Genomic DNA, 17,005 nt, shown 5'->3' with positions numbered 1-17,005 from the left:
TCTCCGGAGCAACAAAGCACGAACGTCGCTGAAGCTCCAGATTATGGTAACGACATCCGTGAGAAATCGATCACCAATCCCTTACGCATTTGCGGTTATTGGTGTTCTTTTTGCTTCAATCTGTTTCGGCCTGGTTCCCTATTTCAGCCGCAGCCTGACCGAACAGGGCGTTGCACCCTATGCGGTCGCATTCTACCGCTACATTATTGCGGCTCTTCTTCTGCTTCCGGTTCTCATCGTGCACCGAAAAGCATGGCGAGAGATCACTTGGGGTCTTTCCGCCGGAGCCGTAATGGGGCTTGGTTGGATCGGATATGTAGCGGCGCTGGAGAAGTTGCCCGCATCGACTGTGGGTGTGCTTTACATGACCTATCCGGTGTTCACCTTAGTTATTGCTTGGGCTGTATTTGGCGATGCACCCACGCGACACGCCATGTTGGCCGCTGGTCTGATTGTGGTGGCAGCTGTCATTGCTGGCTCGCCTGCGTCAGTGGCTGCGGAATACCTACCAACGCTGCTGCTATCCCTTGCCGCCCCATTTGGGTTTGGCTTCGGAATTTGCGTCCTGGTACACAGGTTGTCACGGATTGCGCCGTTGGCACGTATCGCGTCAGTTTCTCTGGGGTCTGTACTGGGCCTCGGGCCGCTTATACTTGGTGCTGAGGTTGGAGAGCTTCTCCCAAGGGAACAGTCCGATTGGCTTTTCATTGTTGGTATTGGACTGGTTACTGCTTTCGTGCCCCAGCTTATTTACACGATATGCTCACCTGTTATTGGGGCTTCCCAAACTGCGGTCGTCGGAAGCATCGAATTGCCCACAATGTTTGCCGTGGGATATCTTGCTTTTGGCGAAGCCATCTCTTTTCCTCAAGCTTTTGCATGTGCCTTAGTGCTGGGCGCAATCGCGATCACAAGAAGTAGAAAGACGCGCACCGTATCTACCGTGCTCGCAAAATCGCCGAGGCGGTAGGATTGGGTTCGAAGGCGACATACGCCGGCATTAATACAATGCCCATTTTCGGTTGGCCTGATTTGACTGGTCCGGTTTGATTGTGAGTGAATGACTGGTCTCTGGTCCATCGGGGCGAGAGTTTACGATGCTTCTCATTTATTTCTTCTCGAAACGGTAAACGCCATCCCAATCGGCCGGAGCTTCAAACGCAAAACTGCCGCAGCGTTCGATAAAGACATCTACAAGAAGCTTGTTAGCTGCGATTTCTCGATGCCTCTTTAAGGCGTCTGATGCTTCAGTCCATTTTCCAGACTGATACAAGTCATAGCATGCACGCCATTCTTCGAGTTCGCGTTTTTTGGCTGCGCTCACCAAAATACCACTCTCATCATCTTTTTCCGCTACCAGTTCAAAGATGCGACTAGGAAAACTAGTCCCGGCAGGCACGACAAAGTCAATTTCGCGCAGCACAAACTTGCTCTCGACATGAACGGCCACATCTGACGATACGAGAATTCTTGTGCCGTAAACTTTGTTCAACCCTTCCAGTCTGGAAGCAAAATTAACGGCAGCGCCGAGTGCAGTGTATTGCAACCTAGAAAGAGACCCGACGTTGCCGACCACTACGCGACCGGTGTGCAGGCCGAAACGTGTATGCAACGGACGTAGTGGTAACGCTTCGTTATCAGAATTGAGTTTCGCCTCAGCCTGCAAACACGCCAAAGCTGCTCGGCAAGCATGAACAGGGTGATCAGTATCATCGAGCGGAGCATTCCACAGAGCCATAATGGCATCGCCGATGTACTTATCCACGGTACCCTGATTGCCGGATATCTCTTTTTCCATTGCTTCGAAATACTCGGACAAGGCAGGCATCAGTACTTCGGGTTCAAGCCCCTCGGTTTGTCGCGTGAAGCCTTTGAGGTCGGCGAACATGAGCGTCACGTCGCGCGACTCTCCGCCAACGCTAATTCTCTCTGCTTTTGAAAGGATAGAGCGCACCAGCTCCTTCGGTACGAACGCACCGAAACTCGACAATCCAGCTTTCATACTCGCAATGGCTGCTCCGAGTTCGGCGACTTCCTGAATATTTGATTTCAGGTTCAAGTTCTCACTTATTTCAAAGTTACTGACTTTTCTCGCTTCCGTTGCAACGCGCACGAGATTTTTGCTCAACAGACGGGCGACGACAAAGGTAAATGAGACAGCCAGAACCAAAGCAAGTACGCCGATTTGCATGGCGCGAGTGGTGTTTCCTTTTATTTCTCCGATAAACTCATCTTCTGGCACTATGAGCCCGAGCGTGGGTTGGGCACCGAAGACTTCAGGGATTGGCATCACAGATGCGATATAGTTTCTTTCATCGGATGCTGGAGCTAAGCGGAGAAAATCCTGCTGACTGGTTCGCCATTTTTCGATGACACTGTCAATAATTCGACTACTACCTTCAATTGACTCGTTCGTATTTGTACTCACGAAGCGCGGCTCTCCACCTTCGGACCGCGTGCTGGTGTAGGAAAGCAGGCGACCTTCGCGATCTAGCATGAAAACCAAACCATGATCGCCAATCCTGATATCATCTAGGATTTGCGAAAGTGCCGATATTGTGATGTCGAGCGCAACAACGCCAAGCAATTTACCTTCGTCGTCAACCACGGTTTTTGAGAACGTTGCACCTAGACGCCCAGTGCTCTCGAATTGATAAAGCGGCGAAACGTAAACGCCGCTTTGCTCCAACGCCCCGCGATACCAAGGACGTGTTCGAGGATCGTAGACAGTGGTTCCACTAAGAAATGGTGTGGCCAGCGAACGGCCATCCGACCAAAAGTAAGTCTCGACGCGCTCGCCAAATTGCTCGGAAATTATCCGTTGAACGCGATCTACTCCTTCCGGCACAGGCAAGGCGCTCGTTCCAAATGTTTTCCAGTGCTTTGGGAGGTTAATATTCTGAAAAAAGTCTCCGGATTCTTCCTCGCCAAAATACAAGCCATAGTAGTGCTCATTGCCTTGCATCTGCGAATAGAGCACGTCCAAACCTGCACTTGAGCCAGCATAGTCCGTGAATTTAGAAAGAAAGACAGATGCAGAAGATACGACACTTCCCGCTCCGCGTATCACGGTTAGCATCTCATCGACTGACTGACTTCTGGCCTCGGCCATCCGCTCTTTCGCAGTACGAATGGCGAGCTCTTTGTTGCCAAAATAAAGAATGGCAACAAGCATGGTTGTTACGGCTAACGTGAGTAACGTGAATAACGTCGCAACGCCGATATGGAGACGTACTTTCATACCGGCAATTAGTCAAAGAGTAACAATAAAAGTCCAGTCGCTCGTTGCCTCACAAATGAGTATCTTGAGCACTTTGTTACCTACACCGGTTTGATCGCGCACCACCCGCAACCGTTCAAGCAGGCATGCAAGCACCATATTGGAAAAGGCATTGCACAGGAAAACAGAGACGTGGATGGGATGCATTGGCAGAATTGATCTCATTTTTGGCAGAATGAATATGAAACATGCCCAGACAATTTCATTGATTTGTAGGGGTAAACCGTCGGAACAGGATCTAGTAACCATGCAGAACCGCCCGCTTTCCCACGTTCGTGTCCTTGATTTTGGGCATTTTCTGGCTGGGCCGTTGGTCGGGATGATGCTGGCCGATCTCGGGGCCGAGGTGATCCGTATCGATCCGCCAAGTGGTCCTAAGTGGAAGGACCCAGCTTTCGACATGTTATCGCGCGGCAAGCGTACGCTGACGCTTGATCTCAAGACAGCCGACGGGCGCGATACAGCGCTAGATCTGGTTCGCCGCGCTGACGTGGTGATCGAGAACTTCCGTCCCGGCGTGATGGAGCGGCTGGGGCTTGGGCCGGAGGCGCTCAGGCAGGTGAACGCCGACATCGTCTCGCTTTCGCTTCCCGGATTTGCGTCGACCGATCCCGAACTCGCCGGATTGGCAGCCTGGGAGGCGGTGATCGCGGCGCGCACTGGGCAATTTACCGACATGGGGTTGAATCGTCGGCTGATGGGGATCAACCCTTCCTTTACCCCGCTGGGGTTGGCCTCGGCCTATGGTGCCGCATTCGGCGCGATGTCGGTCCTATTTGCGTTGGCCGCGCGGCCCCGGATGGGAGGCGACCACATCGAAGTGCCGCTTGCGTCTGCCCTGCTGGAGGGGCTGGTTTACAATTGCGAACAGATCGAGGGCTACCCCGAGCGCTACAAATCTCCGCGTGAGTTGGAGTTGGAGCGGCGCGCGCGAAGGCCTGCCCAACAACCTGAGCTTTGCCGAGCTCTACGAATTTCTTGATCCGTTCTACCGCACCTATACCTGTGCCGATGGACGAGGGTTTTACATCGTATCCTGCTCGATCGTGAACCATCCCCAAAGAGTGCTGGAGGTTCTCGGTCTTGGCGATCTGTTGAAGGAATTGCCGGATTTTGATGTCTATGTCGATCAGGCGGATTGGCCCGCGGAATGGGCTTTGCGAAGCTATCCGGTGGGGGTAGGTGATCGCAGGCGACTGGCTGATGCGATGAAAGCAGCCTTCCTGACCCGTCCCGCGCATGAATGGGAAGCGCTGTTCGGAGCGGCCAAGGCTCCGGCTACAGCGCAACGCAGTACGGCCGAATGGCTGGCCGACCCCCACGCGTTGACCTCGGGGTTGGTGGTCGCGCTTGACGATCCCCGCCACGGGCGGATGCGGCAGATGGGCAACGTCGCTTGGTTGGCAGATGATCCGGACGTGATGGACAAGACCGCTGGGCCAGAGCGGGACGACTTTCGCGATGCGCTGAGCGGTGTTCTTGCAGAGACGCCGCGAATGCCCGTGGGCGGCGACGGCAAAGGCCTCTGGCTTGACGGGCTGAAGGTGCTGGATCTGACCAACGTTATTGCTGGGCCGACCATCGGGTCTACACTGGTGCGGTTCGGGGCGCAGGTCACACTGGTACAGCCTGTACGGCCTTCGGTGGATCCATGGAATGCGGTGGTGTTCGGGCTGCATGCGCAGCGAGGCAAGAAAAGCGTGTTGCTCGATCTGCACTCGGAACAGGGGCAAGAGGCGCTCTGGCGAATGGTGGCGCGGGCCGATGTGATAACCATGAACGGCACCGATCAACAACGTGATGCACTGGGCCTGAGCGAAGCGCGACTGAAGGAAATCAACCCGCGTCTCATTCTGGTGCAGCTTGATGCGTGGGGCGGACCGCGTCGGGGGCCGAAATCGGATCACCTTGGCTATGACGACCTCGCGCAAGCCGCGACAGGTGTGATGACCCGCTTTGGTGGTGGCCCTAAGACACCCGAGGAGCACGCTCATTTCGGTACGATCGACGCGCTGACCGGGCATTGTGCCTGCGTGGCTCTCGGAGCGGCGCTGGAACGGTTAAGGGTTACCAGCAAAGGTGGTGTTGCCCGCGCCTCACTGGCCGCTGCAGGTGAAATGATACAGGCGCAATTTATGTATGATTTCGAAGGGCGCCAAGCGTTCGACGAGCCTTCAGGACGCGAGGTGCGAGGTTGGGGGCCGTTCTATCGCTGTTATGCCGCCGCCGATGGCTGGATGTTCTTTGCTGCCCCGACAGAGCGGGAAGCGGCCCTTAAACGGGTGCCTGATCTGTCCGATCTCGTCGGAAAGGATGACACCGAGTTGGAAGCCGCCCTTGCCGAGCGGTTTGCGCAAAAACCGGTGACAGACTGGATGCGCGTCTTTGCCGCCGGCTCGGTGGGTATCACGCCTCTTGGTTCCCTCCATGACACGCGCGACGCAGGCCTGCAGTTCGAAAGCGACGGCTGGATCGACATATCCAAGGCGACTTTCCGCGCGGTGCGCCATAATCAGCATCCGATGGGGAGGTGGGTCGACCTTGTCGCGCCCAATGCGGTGCGGCCCGAGAACGCCTCGATCACGATCCCCGGACCTGCTCCGAAATACGGGCAGGACACGCGCGAAATCCTCGCACGGCTAGGCTATACGAACGAGGAAATCGAGCACATGATCGAAAGCAGCGCAGCTGCCGAAAGCTGGTCAGAGAAGTATTTGCCGGAGTAGACATATGACACAGGACCACCCCGGACCAGCGACCACGCCGCGCACACGTGCAAAGGCGCGCCATATCCTTGACAACTACTATGTCGGCCCGGCGCGTGACGAGGCGGTTCTGGAAATCTGGGGCTACACCCCCGAAATGAGCTATCCCCCCGGGGACCGCGTTGCACTGCACGTGTCCACTACGGCAGCGGAATGGGAGCTTGAGATCGGCCGCGACGGGCAGCTCTATGAGCCACTACTGACCAAGAGCGGCCTTCCGGGGGCGCATCATCCAACGCCCCGGGATTGCTCGGTCAAGGGCTGCGGCTGGCCCGAGACCTATGCCTTCACCATCCCCGATGATTGGGCACCCGGCGGTTATCTGGTCAAATTTCGCGCTCGGAAGGGCGATGATGTGGTTGAGGAACACCATGTCATTCTAATCAGAACCGCGCCAGATGCTGCGCCACCGCCCTATGTTCTGGTTTGTGCAACGGGCACCTGGCTAGCCTATAATTGCTGGGGCGGGTCCAATCACTATGAGGGTATCACAGGGCCGAATGACGATGCATTTTCACCCATCGTCTCCACACAGAGGCCATGGACACGCGGGTTCTGCAAACTGCCCGAGGGCGCACCGCGTGCGTTGCAGGAACAGCCGACCAAGCCCGGCGAGATGGTACGCTATCCCTACATGGAGTGGGCCTATGCCTATGGCTATTCCAAGAAATACGCTTCGGCGGGCTGGGCAAGCTACGAACGTCATTTCGCCCGTTGGGCCGAGGCTGAGGGATATGCATTCGACGTGGTCACACAGCACGATCTGCACCGCGACCCTGCTCTTCTGAACCGCTATGCCTGTGCCGTTTTCGTTGGCCACGATGAATACTGGAGCGCGGATATGCGCGACGCCGTCGATGCCTATGTCGAATCCGGAGGTCATGTCGCTCGGTTTGCCGGGAATTTCTTGTGGCAGACCCGGATCGAGGACGAAGGCCGCACTCAGGTTTGCTACAAATACATCGCAGATCAGGACCCTTTGATGGAGACTGATCACGAGCACCTTGTCTCGGGTGCGTTCGAGGTGAACCCAGTCAATCGTCCCGGCGCGTTGACCTTCGGTGTAAATGCCCTGCGCGGCGTCTATGCCGGACTTGGCAACTGTGTTGGCGGCGGTTCGGGCGGCTTTACGATTTACCGGTCCGATCATTGGGCCTTTGACGGCGCCGGGCTTGGCTATGGCGACGTGCTGGGCGCGCGATCGCGGATTTTCGGCTACGAGGTTGACGGGCTGGACTACCGTTTCGAGGATGGGTTGCCCTTTCCGACCTGCACGGATGGTGCCGTGCCGGAGATCAACATCCTCGCAATGGGGCTTGCAACCAATATCGAGGCCGATCACGGTATTTGGGGTGAAACGCTCTACATCGGGTCAGCGGATGCGGCGTTCAAAGCGCAGGTGCTCTTCGGAGAGGTCACGCCCGAAACCTTGGACGCCTGCAAACGCGGCAACGGAATGATCATCTCGTGGCCGCGTGGCAAGGGCGAGATATTCACCGCTGCGACCTGCGAATGGGTCGCGGGCCTGATCCGGCAGGACGACCAAGTCGAACAGATCACACGCAACGTCTTGAACAGGTTTGGCAAAGCGAGGGAACGCTCAGGGTAACTTCTGCGTCTTACTTGAAGCGGATCTCTGTTCAAACCACAGCATCGGTCAATACGGGCTCTGAGCGGACTCGCGGCGATGCAGCGGGTCGAGATTTAAACCAGCGCCGAAAGCAGAAGTTGAGAAAATCGAGGTGATCCGGCGATTTCATCGGCTTGGCCCAACGTGCTGAACTCTGTCTTCCAGAAGTTGCCCAAGCACAAACCGGGCTGACCAACTGCTTCTTGCCCAATTTGTCTAACGTTGCGGAACAGCCGAATGTCAGCATTTCTCTCAGTCAACCATCACGGCACGCACCATTGCAATAAACTTAAGTCAGCGTGGAATAAACGTCGGCAACTCGCTGAAATGTCCAAAAGCAGGCGATAGCCGCACATCCACCGGCTAGGCCCACTCGTAGGGACATCCACAAACTGGAGTTTACGCGCCGACACACTATCAAGGCAGGCCAGAGCGCAAGAATAATGGCGACCTGGCCAAGCTCGACGCCAAGATTGAAAGCAAGCAGGCTTTGCCAGATGTTTGGAGATGTGACCTGCAAGATCTTGTGCAACACAAAGCTAAACCCAAGCCCGTGCAAGAGGCCAATCAGCGTTGTCAGAAGCACCATCGTGACTTCAGAGCGCGCATTGTCCTTAAAACTCATAAACGCCGCGACGGCTGCAAATATGATAGAAAGCGCGATCCCAGTTTCGACGGCAGGAACAAACCACGCGCCCGATGGCACAAACCCGAAAAACCCCAGCGACAGCGTTACACTATGACCAACGGTAAAACCGGTTGCACGCAGCAATAGCGCCCTGAGGGTCTGCGCTCCAATGACCAAACACACAACAAACAAAACATGATCCAACCCTTCGAGGATATGTCGTATGCCTTCCCAGACGAAACTGAGGAATCCTCCATACCCCTTCTTCTGAATCACCAATGGTTCAGTCATCAGACCCCGAGATCGAAAAATCTGAGGTGTGTCTGACGCGTAGTCGAGAATGAGGTTGGCCGTTTGGTCCTGATCCGGCAAGCCGGGGTCCAGCACGTTGGCAATGCTGTACGATTGCACCGGGCCGATTGTGTCATAATACAGGAGGAGATCGACAACTGTGTCACCAACAAAAAGCGGTGGCGTGAGGGCCGTTTCGGTGTCTACTGCCAGTTGAGCCTCGGCTAAAGTTGCGAATCCGGGCTCATTTCCGACGCGATGCAAGCGAACGGTCTCAACTGTTCCTCTTAAGCGCCGATTGTCGACCAACAGATGTAGTCCACCTTCGGCGAATTGCCCCAGCCCATTAGGATCGCTCATGGCAGCCTGCAAGTCGACAAAGTGGACCAATTGGCCGTCGCTCATGGCATTGGTCGTGAATGGTGCAGCGTCCGGCAAGGCGTCACCATTCTGATCACCGACCTTATCTGCAACCAGATAAGGCATGGGCGTGCGCATGTAGATACGTAGACCGTCTTCGGAATGCTCGACATGCGAAATTCGAACGTTGAGGTTAAGCAAAAAATGCGCCGAGGCTGATAGCGTCAGTGACAAAAGCACACCGACAAAAAGAGCGCCTAAAGCAAAAACCTTTGGTCTTAAACGCTCATGCATTTGGATCGCGAGCCTCGATTACAGTTAATCCATCCAGCTTCCAATGGCCTGACTCAGGTATGACCTCCGCCAGCACCCGAAACGTAACGGCGCGCATATGGGCGTGCCCCCAATGACCGCCTTGTGCTTTCACTGTCCATTTGGCCAGAGTGCTAAATCCACCCGGTGTGAGGGTTGGGTTAATGCGCTCTAATTCCAGTTCGCTGATATCAGTAACCGTAGCAAGACTACCTCCTGGCGTTCGGATCGCGAGCCCACGTTCAACCTCTGTTGCGATGTCACCCAGAGACGCTTCCGACACAATATGTGCCAGCTCTGACTTTCTTGCGGCCGGCGAAACTTCCAGAGTCACCGTGCTCAAGTTATCGACCATTGAGCGCAGTATATCTTCCGCAACCTGCGGCTCAGGGGGCTCGGGCTTATTCCACGGTAATTCCAGCAAATATCCCGAAAATGCCAGGGTTGCCGAAGCAGCGACAATAACGGTTACGCAACTTACGAGCTTTGCAACTTTGCCCTTGCACAGCAGGAAAAAACCAAGTGAGGCGGCACTGATCACCCCGGAGATCAAAGTCATTGCCGGGTTCTGCCGTGTCTGCTGCTCAACTGGAATCTGAGTAACAGATGCTCTTTCGTATTGGAGCAAGTGGTTCTGCCAATGAAACTGAGGGTCTGCTGGTGTCACAGCTCCAAAGAATGGCCCGGCGATATCGTTTGAAATGGTCGCAACGCGGGAAATTTCCTCGTCAAACATATCCCATGTGACCGTTACCTGATCGGGAAGGTCCGACGAAGAGAAAGACAGGATGGCTCCGATAAACGCATTGTTCACAGACACTTGCTTTCCGGGCTGGACAACCTGAAAACCCTGCGATGTGAGCTCCAGAAGTTTTGCTGTAGCGTTTGACGGTTGCACTAATTTGCCATCAATTGACACCGGGTTACGAGAAGCCAAAAAGGACGCCGCCTGATTTACGATCAAGGCGCTATGCTGTGGCGAAAGCGTTTGCCCCACTTCGAAAGTTTCACCAATCCAAGGCGCCAGTTCACGCAAGCGGATCAACGTCTCATGCCGAACTTCACGGGGTTCGATGTAAAGAAAAGTGGAGGTCCCGTCCTGCGCTTTTCGATTCAGGCTTTCAGCAGAAAAGCGGCTATCCCACGGATCAGGCCAGTGAATCTTTAACTCTGCCGGCTTTGACAAGAAGCTGAAATCCGTGACCGGAACCTCACGGTCAAAAACCTGCATCCCGATAGTTACCAGTGGTTCGCCATCCCGCGATGGAGGCACTATAGTCAGCTCCTTGGGAACTGAGTTTTGAAACGGAAAGAACAGTTCGACGAAAAGAACACGCGGATCTTTGGGCGGGCTGGGAACAATTTGACCCGAGAAGGGATCGCGCTGACCTGCAAGCGGCGAGGCCCGGTCGATGCGCGTTCGGTATTCCACCTTTCTGATATCAGCGTTTAGGGCCCGTTCGCCGCTTCCAACAATCGACAGCGCCCGGCTTTCGGCTTGCGCATAAGCTTGATTGGTATCTTGTTCAGCCTCCAGCTCACCTCCGACGAAATCTGATGACCATCCTATTGGCAACATTTCCGCAAACAATGGAATATCTTCGACATAGATCTCAAGGTCGACGTAGACCCCATCATCTTTGACATGAAGGACAGCGATATTGGGGGCAACTTCTGAACCGTTTGTCAGAACGACATCCGCCGAAACGGCCTGTGCACTTGAGGCCATCAGGCCCAGCATCAGGAATAGTCGGTGCAGATACTGCCAAATCGGAATTTTGGTCACCCCTGAAGGTTAATTATCCGGCATTGGCGGTGGCGTGTAACCCTCCCATTTTCCCGCATTCACTTTGTCGGACGGCTCTTTTTCTTTTGAGCGCGGTGCATTGATGTATTCGTCGCTCACAGCTGGTGGCAGAGCATATTCGTCAACACTCGCTTCCCGAACAACGATCTGATCCTTAGTTACGTTTATCACCTGTAGATCTCGCGCCAACGTGAGCGGTCCATCGTATGTCGAACGGACACCTTCCAGGATTGCCTGAAAGTTTTCGGGCGAAAGAACAGAGTGATACCCTAGGGCCATGCGTGGCTTGACAGCGGACATAACTTTGCCGAAAGCCGCAGGTTCCGTATGAACGCGCGTAGCTACATAAGTCGCCTGTTTCATGTCCCAGCCAAAGTAAGGGGCTAGCGCATCCGGTGGTAGAAACGCCTCGTGAGAAGCGAGGTCCGCCCCTTTGGCATATTCTACATACCATTTGTTAGGGTATGTATCGCCACCAAAGACGTATTTCAGCCCATTCCATTCCAGAGAATAACTTACCGAGCCATCTAAGCTGTGGATAGCAGGCCAGGAACGGATAGTTACGTCGTTCTCCTGATAAACAATCTCGTTTTCCTGCATGTAATCGAATTCAGTGACTTCGAGCTTGGCGCCATCATCCGGCAGCGCCCCCGTACGTGTGGCCAAATCCCAAGCATAGGCTTTAGACATGCCCTCAACATAGGCTTTAGTGCCCAGTTCATCTTCTGATCCGGAAGGGCCGAAGATGCGGAGCGGGGTATATCTACCTGAAAGCCAACCCCCAACGTGGAGGCCCATGAAGTCTCCAACGTGATCAACATGCAAATGGCTGAAGAAGACCTTGTCGATCTTTGCGAAGTCCGGTCGCAGCGAGAATAGGTTTCCCGTTGCGCCAGTTCCTACGTCAAACAGAAAGACGTCCCCATTCCCAAGTTCTACATAAAACGAAATCGAAACGGCTGCCTTGGTTTGGTTTGGCATACCCGTCCCCAATGCCGTGATACGCATTTCATCCGCGCCAAGGATTTCAGTGTTGGGAAAGTATGACGCTGGATAAACACCATTTTCTATTGCAGAAGCAGTTCGACCAGTCGGCAGCGCATTTTGCGCGGAAGCGGTGCCAGCCAACGACAATCCCAAAGCCAATACTGCGCCAGTCGTGGAATTCATAATGCTTTTCATTGATCCCCCCATTTTCTGCATGGCGTTTCTGAGAGCACGATGTCGTGAACTTCCAGTTGCCCATAGACTTCTCTACGGTACGACCATAGACTACTCTATGTCAAATAATGAATGCTATAATCTGAATGTCAGAAACTGTCGCCCGAACCTCACCCAAAAACGCCGCGACCAAGGAAGACTGGATATTGCTTGCCTACAAAGTCCTCAACGAGGGTGGCGTTTCCGCGATAAAAGTCGTGCCAATGGCAAAGCGACTGAACCTGACAAGCGGTAGCTTCTACTGGCATTTCAAGAACGTCCGTGAGCTTTTGGATGAGGTTCTCAGATATTGGGAGCAGGAACTGACTGACAAAGTGATCGCACAGGCAAAGACATTTGGCGGTCCCCCGGAAGACCGCATTCTTCTTCTTATGAAAAAGGTCATAGAAGAGGACGCTGCCTTGCCGGATCACGCTGTCTCAGTGTGGGCGAATACCGATAACAAGGTGAAAGAATCGTATCAAAGAACCATCGGCAAACGGTTCCACTTCGCCGCCTGGATGTTTGAACAGGCCGGGTTTTCGAAAGAAGAAGCGAAAGCGCGCGGAAGATTGATGGTGACTTCGCTAATGGGAGACTCTTCGACCGGTCTGAAAGCGCGAGGCGATTGGGAAAAGGTTATAGAGCGGGAACATGCAATTCTTGTCGGAAAGAAGAAGATAGAATAAGAATATTGTCCGGCATTGTGAGTTTCCTCGTATTAGACCGCCAGTTGTTAATTGCCCTTTAGGAAGGTCAAACGCAACAGTGCCAAGAGCCGACATTCAGTCTGTGACCATCAAGGTCCGCGTCTTCCGCGACCCAAACGCTCGACACTCGCGCGGCACACGGCCGGATTTGAATTGCGCCGATTTGGCAGGCTTGAACGTCCGCTTTCGGGAAACCGCGCTGCATTGACGGGACATAGTCCATGATCTGACGGGCGCGCGGCCCCATAGTCCGCTGCGCCAGCATTAGGCTGCTTTGTCCGCGCCTCGGGCATAGCGGAGATTTCGAAAAAAGTCAGGTGCCGTTACAAGCTGCTGTCGAGGTTGGAGTCAGTTTAAAAGCCCTGACACCAGTAACCCGCATAGCAAGTGACTTGGCAGGTAGAAAACCGGCAATGCAATTTTTTTGATATTATTTATCGCTTATTTTGCTGTGGAACGTCACTGATCTTTGATTCAATTAGCAGCCGAAACCTCAACAAATCCTTGAATCACGTCATTCAATTCTGACCCAAACGTCAAGCACGACTAGACCAGCATTTAGGGTGGTCTGCATGGCATCAGCGCCCCGTATCAAAATTCCTGTCAATCGTTCTGCCACCGCCTGATTTCCGCAGCGATCAAAGCCGAGTCCTTGCGCAACCCATGCGTATCGGCCCACTGCTTCGCCTGCGCCCATTCAGCCATGGCAAGGTTGTATTTTCCATCCAGCCTGTGACTTGTGCCCCGCCACATACCAAGCTGCGCTTGTCCGACGATAAATGCTTTGCTGTAGTCTTCCATTTTGGACAGAGCGCTTTTTTCCAGACTGTTCCAGTCTTCGTACCGATCGGAAAACCCCGTTTCGCGTCCGCGCAGAAGCACTTCAAGCACGCTGGAAATACCGACAATTACACTGTGAGATGACGGTCGGCGCATCTTGTCCAGCACTTTCAGGGTTGCAACCGCGGCATCAAAACCTTCCGATTGGTTCCCGATGCGCGTAAGCGCCAGCGCCAGGGCGCCTACGGCAGAAATCTGGGCCGCCAAATCAACAGAGCCAGACATGCCGGACGTGGTTAAGCGCAGAATATCCACAGCTTCGCGCGGCCTCTCGATATGCAGAAGGCAAAGGGCCTTGCACCTCAGTGCCCAAACTTCCTGCTGGATATTGCCGGCATTCTGGGCCCTCAGCAGCAACAGATATGCGGTTTCTTCCAAGGCGCTGAGATTGCCTCGATAATACTGCGACCAGAAACGAATTCCCTGTGCGTTACACCATCGCAACTGATCCCCGGATTTCACGGCAAGAGCCTGCGCCATCTCAAGCCGTTCGTCGACCTTATCCCATTCGCAGAAGCCTAGCCGCCAAAGGGCATCCAAGGTACATACGTGTGCATGCAAAGACGGATCGTCCAGCTTAATCGCTACTTGTTCCGCGCGATTCATCAGCCTGGCATTCAGGGTCCGCCAACCCATCATGCCCAGACCAGCGGCGAGTTGGCAGTTGGACAACACGGTTTCTACCGAAATTCCCGTATTCTCTGAGCGGTTAACAGCGCCGAGAAGGTTGCACATTCCCTGGACGAAGCGCAGTTCGAAATAATCTACCGTTGCGGCCTGGTTCAGACAGCGCGCTATTTCGCCATCCCAATCCGACTTTTTTGATGTCACAACATAATTGCGGGACAGCGGCAAGTATTGACGCGCAACTATGCGAAGACCTCGTTCAACGAGGCAAAAGACAGTCGAGATTTTGGTATTCGGTATTTTTTCCCCGGCCGCATCCAGTGCTTGCCGGATCGCTTTGCCCTGGGCCTGTATATCTCCGCGACCATAATGTGCTTCCGCAAGTTGTCGGCGCCAACGAACCGATCTCAACTGGTCATTTTGCCTCCGGCCGCGTCGATGCGGTTTGTGTTCCAGACAAATTGAAATGAAGGATTCAACCTCGCGATAGGCTCCGGTACGCAGCGCATTTGTGGCAGCGATGTCTGCATATTTGACCGCATGATCTGCAAGCCCGGCCGCTTCAAAATGCTGGACCAAGGCGGCAAGGTTTCGACCTTCGGCATCGGGATGTTCGGCTTCAAGCCAAAGGGCAAGGGATCTATGCAGCGCTCGTCTGCGTTCACTTGGTATCGATTGGTAGACGACATCTCGGATTTGATCATGACGGAACTCGAACCCTCTGTTCTTCCTACGGCGTATTAACTGAGCGTCCGTCAAGTCATTGATGATATCGGTTGGTGCAAATCCCAGCAGAGCTTCGAGCGGCTTGATTGCGAAAGAGCGCCCAACTACGGAAGCGGCCTCCAGAGCGCTTCGCGATCTGTGATCCAATCGATCAACCCGTTCCCGAATGACCTTCTCGACTCCTTCGAAGAAGGCGAGATCGGTCAATGGCAGGATTGATTGCCAACACCCGTCGCGAATCGAAATCAGCCCTTGGTTCTTCAGCGTGAGCGTAATTTCTTCCACAAAAAGCGGATTGCCACCTGCCAGCTCCGCAATTCTCTGGGCGACATCGTCATGCGGAGGGACATCATCCAAGATTCGATCCATCAGCCTTTTGACCGAGACATCGTCAAGCTCTCTGACCTGGAGCGGGCGAAAATACCAGGCAAGATCATTTTCTTCCGAACCAAGCCCCGCATCGATTCTTTCCGCGCGTTTGTATAAAGCGTCGAGCTGCTTCGGCATTTCGCCAACGCGGACACACAGAACAACCAAAATTGAGTCCAGAGACCCAAAAATCCACTCCAGCAGCCGCCATGAAGCGGAGTCAAGCCACTGGCTGTCTTCCAGAACCAAGGTGAAGGGACGGGGAACCAAGAAGTTGATGACTTCGCCGACAAGGCGCATCGCCGCGTCGACTCTGTTTGCCCCTTTCAGATGAAGCGTACTTGCAGTTTCAGGCTGTTCAGCGGCCAAGAGATCACCCAACAGAGGCAAACGGTCAGCAAGATCAGAGGCATCGGGAATGCGGTCGCGGATTTCACTGTAAACCTCAAGTCCCGAATTGTCGTCATCCATCTTCAGAAGACCGGCCAACACCCTGCGCCACACAAGCATCGACGTGCGCCGATCATCCCGTTCGGCATGTGCAACAACGACTTCGCCTGTTTCAATGCTCACGTTGCGCGCAAATGCATTGATCAGTGTGGTTTTTCCAATGCCGGGTTCCCCAATTGCCGCGACCAGTCGCTTCGCTCCGGACTTGACCTCTTCATGAGCTTTCAAAAGCCAGGTCAACTCGTCCGCTCGCCCGATCAATCCGGTTTGACTGCGACTGGTAACTTGACGTTCAACCGGGCGAAAAACGGGAACAAGTTGCCCCAAACCGGCCAGTTGCAGCGCCTCGCTTTCCTGGAAGTTGAATTGATCCCGCGTCACTCTCTGAGTTTGGGAATCGCAATGGACACCATCCAGCGCCTTGTTCATCAGACGCGCCGCGCGGTTGACCGGCTGGCCAAAGAGGATGGGTTCCAAATGACGGGTATTGCCAACGATCTGATGCAGAACATCGCCTGTTGCCACGCCGATTGATGCCTTCAGTTCCAATCGGTGCGCGGCGTTTTCGATTGCAATTGCGAAATCGAGCGCCCGTTGGGGATCATCGCGATGAAAGGACCCGGTTTCTCCAAAAGCCGCAAGACAGGTCAGCCCATCCCTATCCATGATGAAGTCGGCCGTCGGACCGTCCCGATGATTGAGTTCGGACTGAATTTCGAGGCACAGCGTCTGCAGGGTTGGAAACACGTCCAAAATATCGGACGAGCGCAGATAGACGCGGATGAAGACCACGGTCATGGGACGAACTTCGGCCAGCGCTCTAAACGCACTCAGCGCATTTTCCAGCCCCGCCGCGTCCTGAGGTGCATCTTCCCGGAGTCGTTCTAGCAGATGGCATATCCTTGGGGGAAGGAACCCCTTTACCCATTCTTCGGACGGACCGCTGGCTATCTCTGCCGCGGTTGTTGCAGCGGCGTCTTGCATAACGCGGTCATTATTCGCCAGAGCGG

General features: G+C 54.4%; 11 protein-coding genes. 6 read left to right on the top strand and 5 right to left on the bottom strand.

Annotation, left to right across the window (positions count from 1 at the left end; translation table 11 throughout):
- The first annotated feature begins 43 nt into the window (after positions 1 to 43).
- Positions 44 to 970: a DMT family transporter gene (locus ACR0IP_RS11150; RefSeq protein WP_480525542.1), complete on the top strand. Its 927-nt coding sequence runs from the start codon at positions 44 to 46 to the stop codon at positions 968 to 970.
- A 138-nt stretch (positions 971 to 1,108) separates the two neighbouring features.
- On the opposite strand, the gene ACR0IP_RS11145 is transcribed toward ACR0IP_RS11150, so the two are convergent.
- Positions 1,109 to 3,241, bottom strand: a complete 2,133-nt coding sequence (locus ACR0IP_RS11145; protein ID WP_480525540.1) for an adenylate/guanylate cyclase domain-containing protein — start codon at positions 3,239 to 3,241, stop codon at positions 1,109 to 1,111.
- 286 nt (positions 3,242 to 3,527) lie between these two features.
- Here ACR0IP_RS11145 and ACR0IP_RS11140 point away from each other — a divergent pair, with 286 nt between their 5' ends.
- The 3 genes from ACR0IP_RS11140 to ACR0IP_RS11130 are packed head-to-tail and all read left to right on the top strand — an operon-like array spanning position 3,528 to position 7,654.
- Positions 3,528 to 4,262, top strand: a complete 735-nt coding sequence (locus tag ACR0IP_RS11140) for a CoA transferase (RefSeq protein WP_480525538.1) — start codon at positions 3,528 to 3,530, stop codon at positions 4,260 to 4,262.
- On the top strand, positions 4,186 to 6,006 hold the full coding sequence (locus ACR0IP_RS11135) for a CoA transferase (RefSeq protein ID WP_480525537.1): 1,821 nt from the start codon (positions 4,186 to 4,188) through the stop codon (positions 6,004 to 6,006). The genes ACR0IP_RS11140 and ACR0IP_RS11135 overlap by 77 nt, the downstream gene beginning before the upstream one ends.
- Positions 6,007 to 6,010: 4 nt before the next feature.
- Positions 6,011 to 7,654, top strand: coding sequence for a N,N-dimethylformamidase beta subunit family domain-containing protein (locus tag ACR0IP_RS11130; RefSeq protein ID WP_480525535.1), 1,644 nt, complete (start codon positions 6,011 to 6,013; stop codon positions 7,652 to 7,654).
- A gap of 310 nt (positions 7,655 to 7,964) precedes the next feature.
- On the opposite strand, the gene ACR0IP_RS11125 is transcribed toward ACR0IP_RS11130, so the two are convergent.
- The 3 genes from ACR0IP_RS11125 to gntH form a co-directional block, all read right to left on the bottom strand.
- A complete protein-coding gene (locus ACR0IP_RS11125) occupies positions 7,965 to 9,155 on the bottom strand; it encodes a HupE/UreJ family protein (RefSeq protein WP_480525534.1) in 1,191 nt (396 codons plus the stop codon).
- Between the two features lie 85 nt (positions 9,156 to 9,240).
- Positions 9,241 to 11,052, bottom strand: coding sequence for a hypothetical protein (locus ACR0IP_RS11120; RefSeq protein ID WP_480525532.1), 1,812 nt, complete (start codon positions 11,050 to 11,052; stop codon positions 9,241 to 9,243).
- A gap of 9 nt (positions 11,053 to 11,061) precedes the next feature.
- The gene (gene gntH / locus ACR0IP_RS11115; RefSeq protein WP_480525530.1) at positions 11,062 to 12,255 is read right to left on the bottom strand and encodes a guanitoxin biosynthesis MBL fold metallo-hydrolase GntH; all 1,194 of its coding nucleotides are present in this window, start codon (positions 12,253 to 12,255) and stop codon (positions 11,062 to 11,064) included.
- Positions 12,256 to 12,380: 125 nt separating this feature from the next.
- Here gntH and ACR0IP_RS11110 point away from each other — a divergent pair, with 125 nt between their 5' ends.
- Positions 12,381 to 12,962 (top strand): TetR/AcrR family transcriptional regulator, encoded by a 582-nt coding sequence (locus tag ACR0IP_RS11110; RefSeq protein WP_170375877.1) that lies wholly within the window; start codon positions 12,381 to 12,383, stop codon positions 12,960 to 12,962.
- Between the two features lie 624 nt (positions 12,963 to 13,586).
- Here the strand turns inward: ACR0IP_RS11110 and ACR0IP_RS11105 are convergent.
- On the bottom strand, positions 13,587 to 16,661 hold the full coding sequence (locus ACR0IP_RS11105; RefSeq protein WP_480525805.1) for an AAA family ATPase: 3,075 nt from the start codon (positions 16,659 to 16,661) through the stop codon (positions 13,587 to 13,589).
- On the opposite strand from ACR0IP_RS11105, the gene ACR0IP_RS11100 reads away from it, so the two are divergent.
- Positions 16,605 to 16,883 carry a hypothetical protein gene (locus tag ACR0IP_RS11100; protein ID WP_480525812.1) on the top strand — a complete coding sequence of 93 codons (279 nt, stop codon included), beginning with the start codon at positions 16,605 to 16,607 and terminating at the stop codon, positions 16,881 to 16,883. The two genes, ACR0IP_RS11105 and ACR0IP_RS11100, sit on opposite strands and share 57 nt — an antisense overlap.
- The last annotated feature ends 122 nt before the right edge of the window (positions 16,884 to 17,005 follow it).

The organism is Ruegeria sp. AL11 (assembly GCF_056540865.1).
Note: the sequence above shows the minus strand (reverse complement) of the source record. Positions and strands in the feature narration are given on the sequence as shown.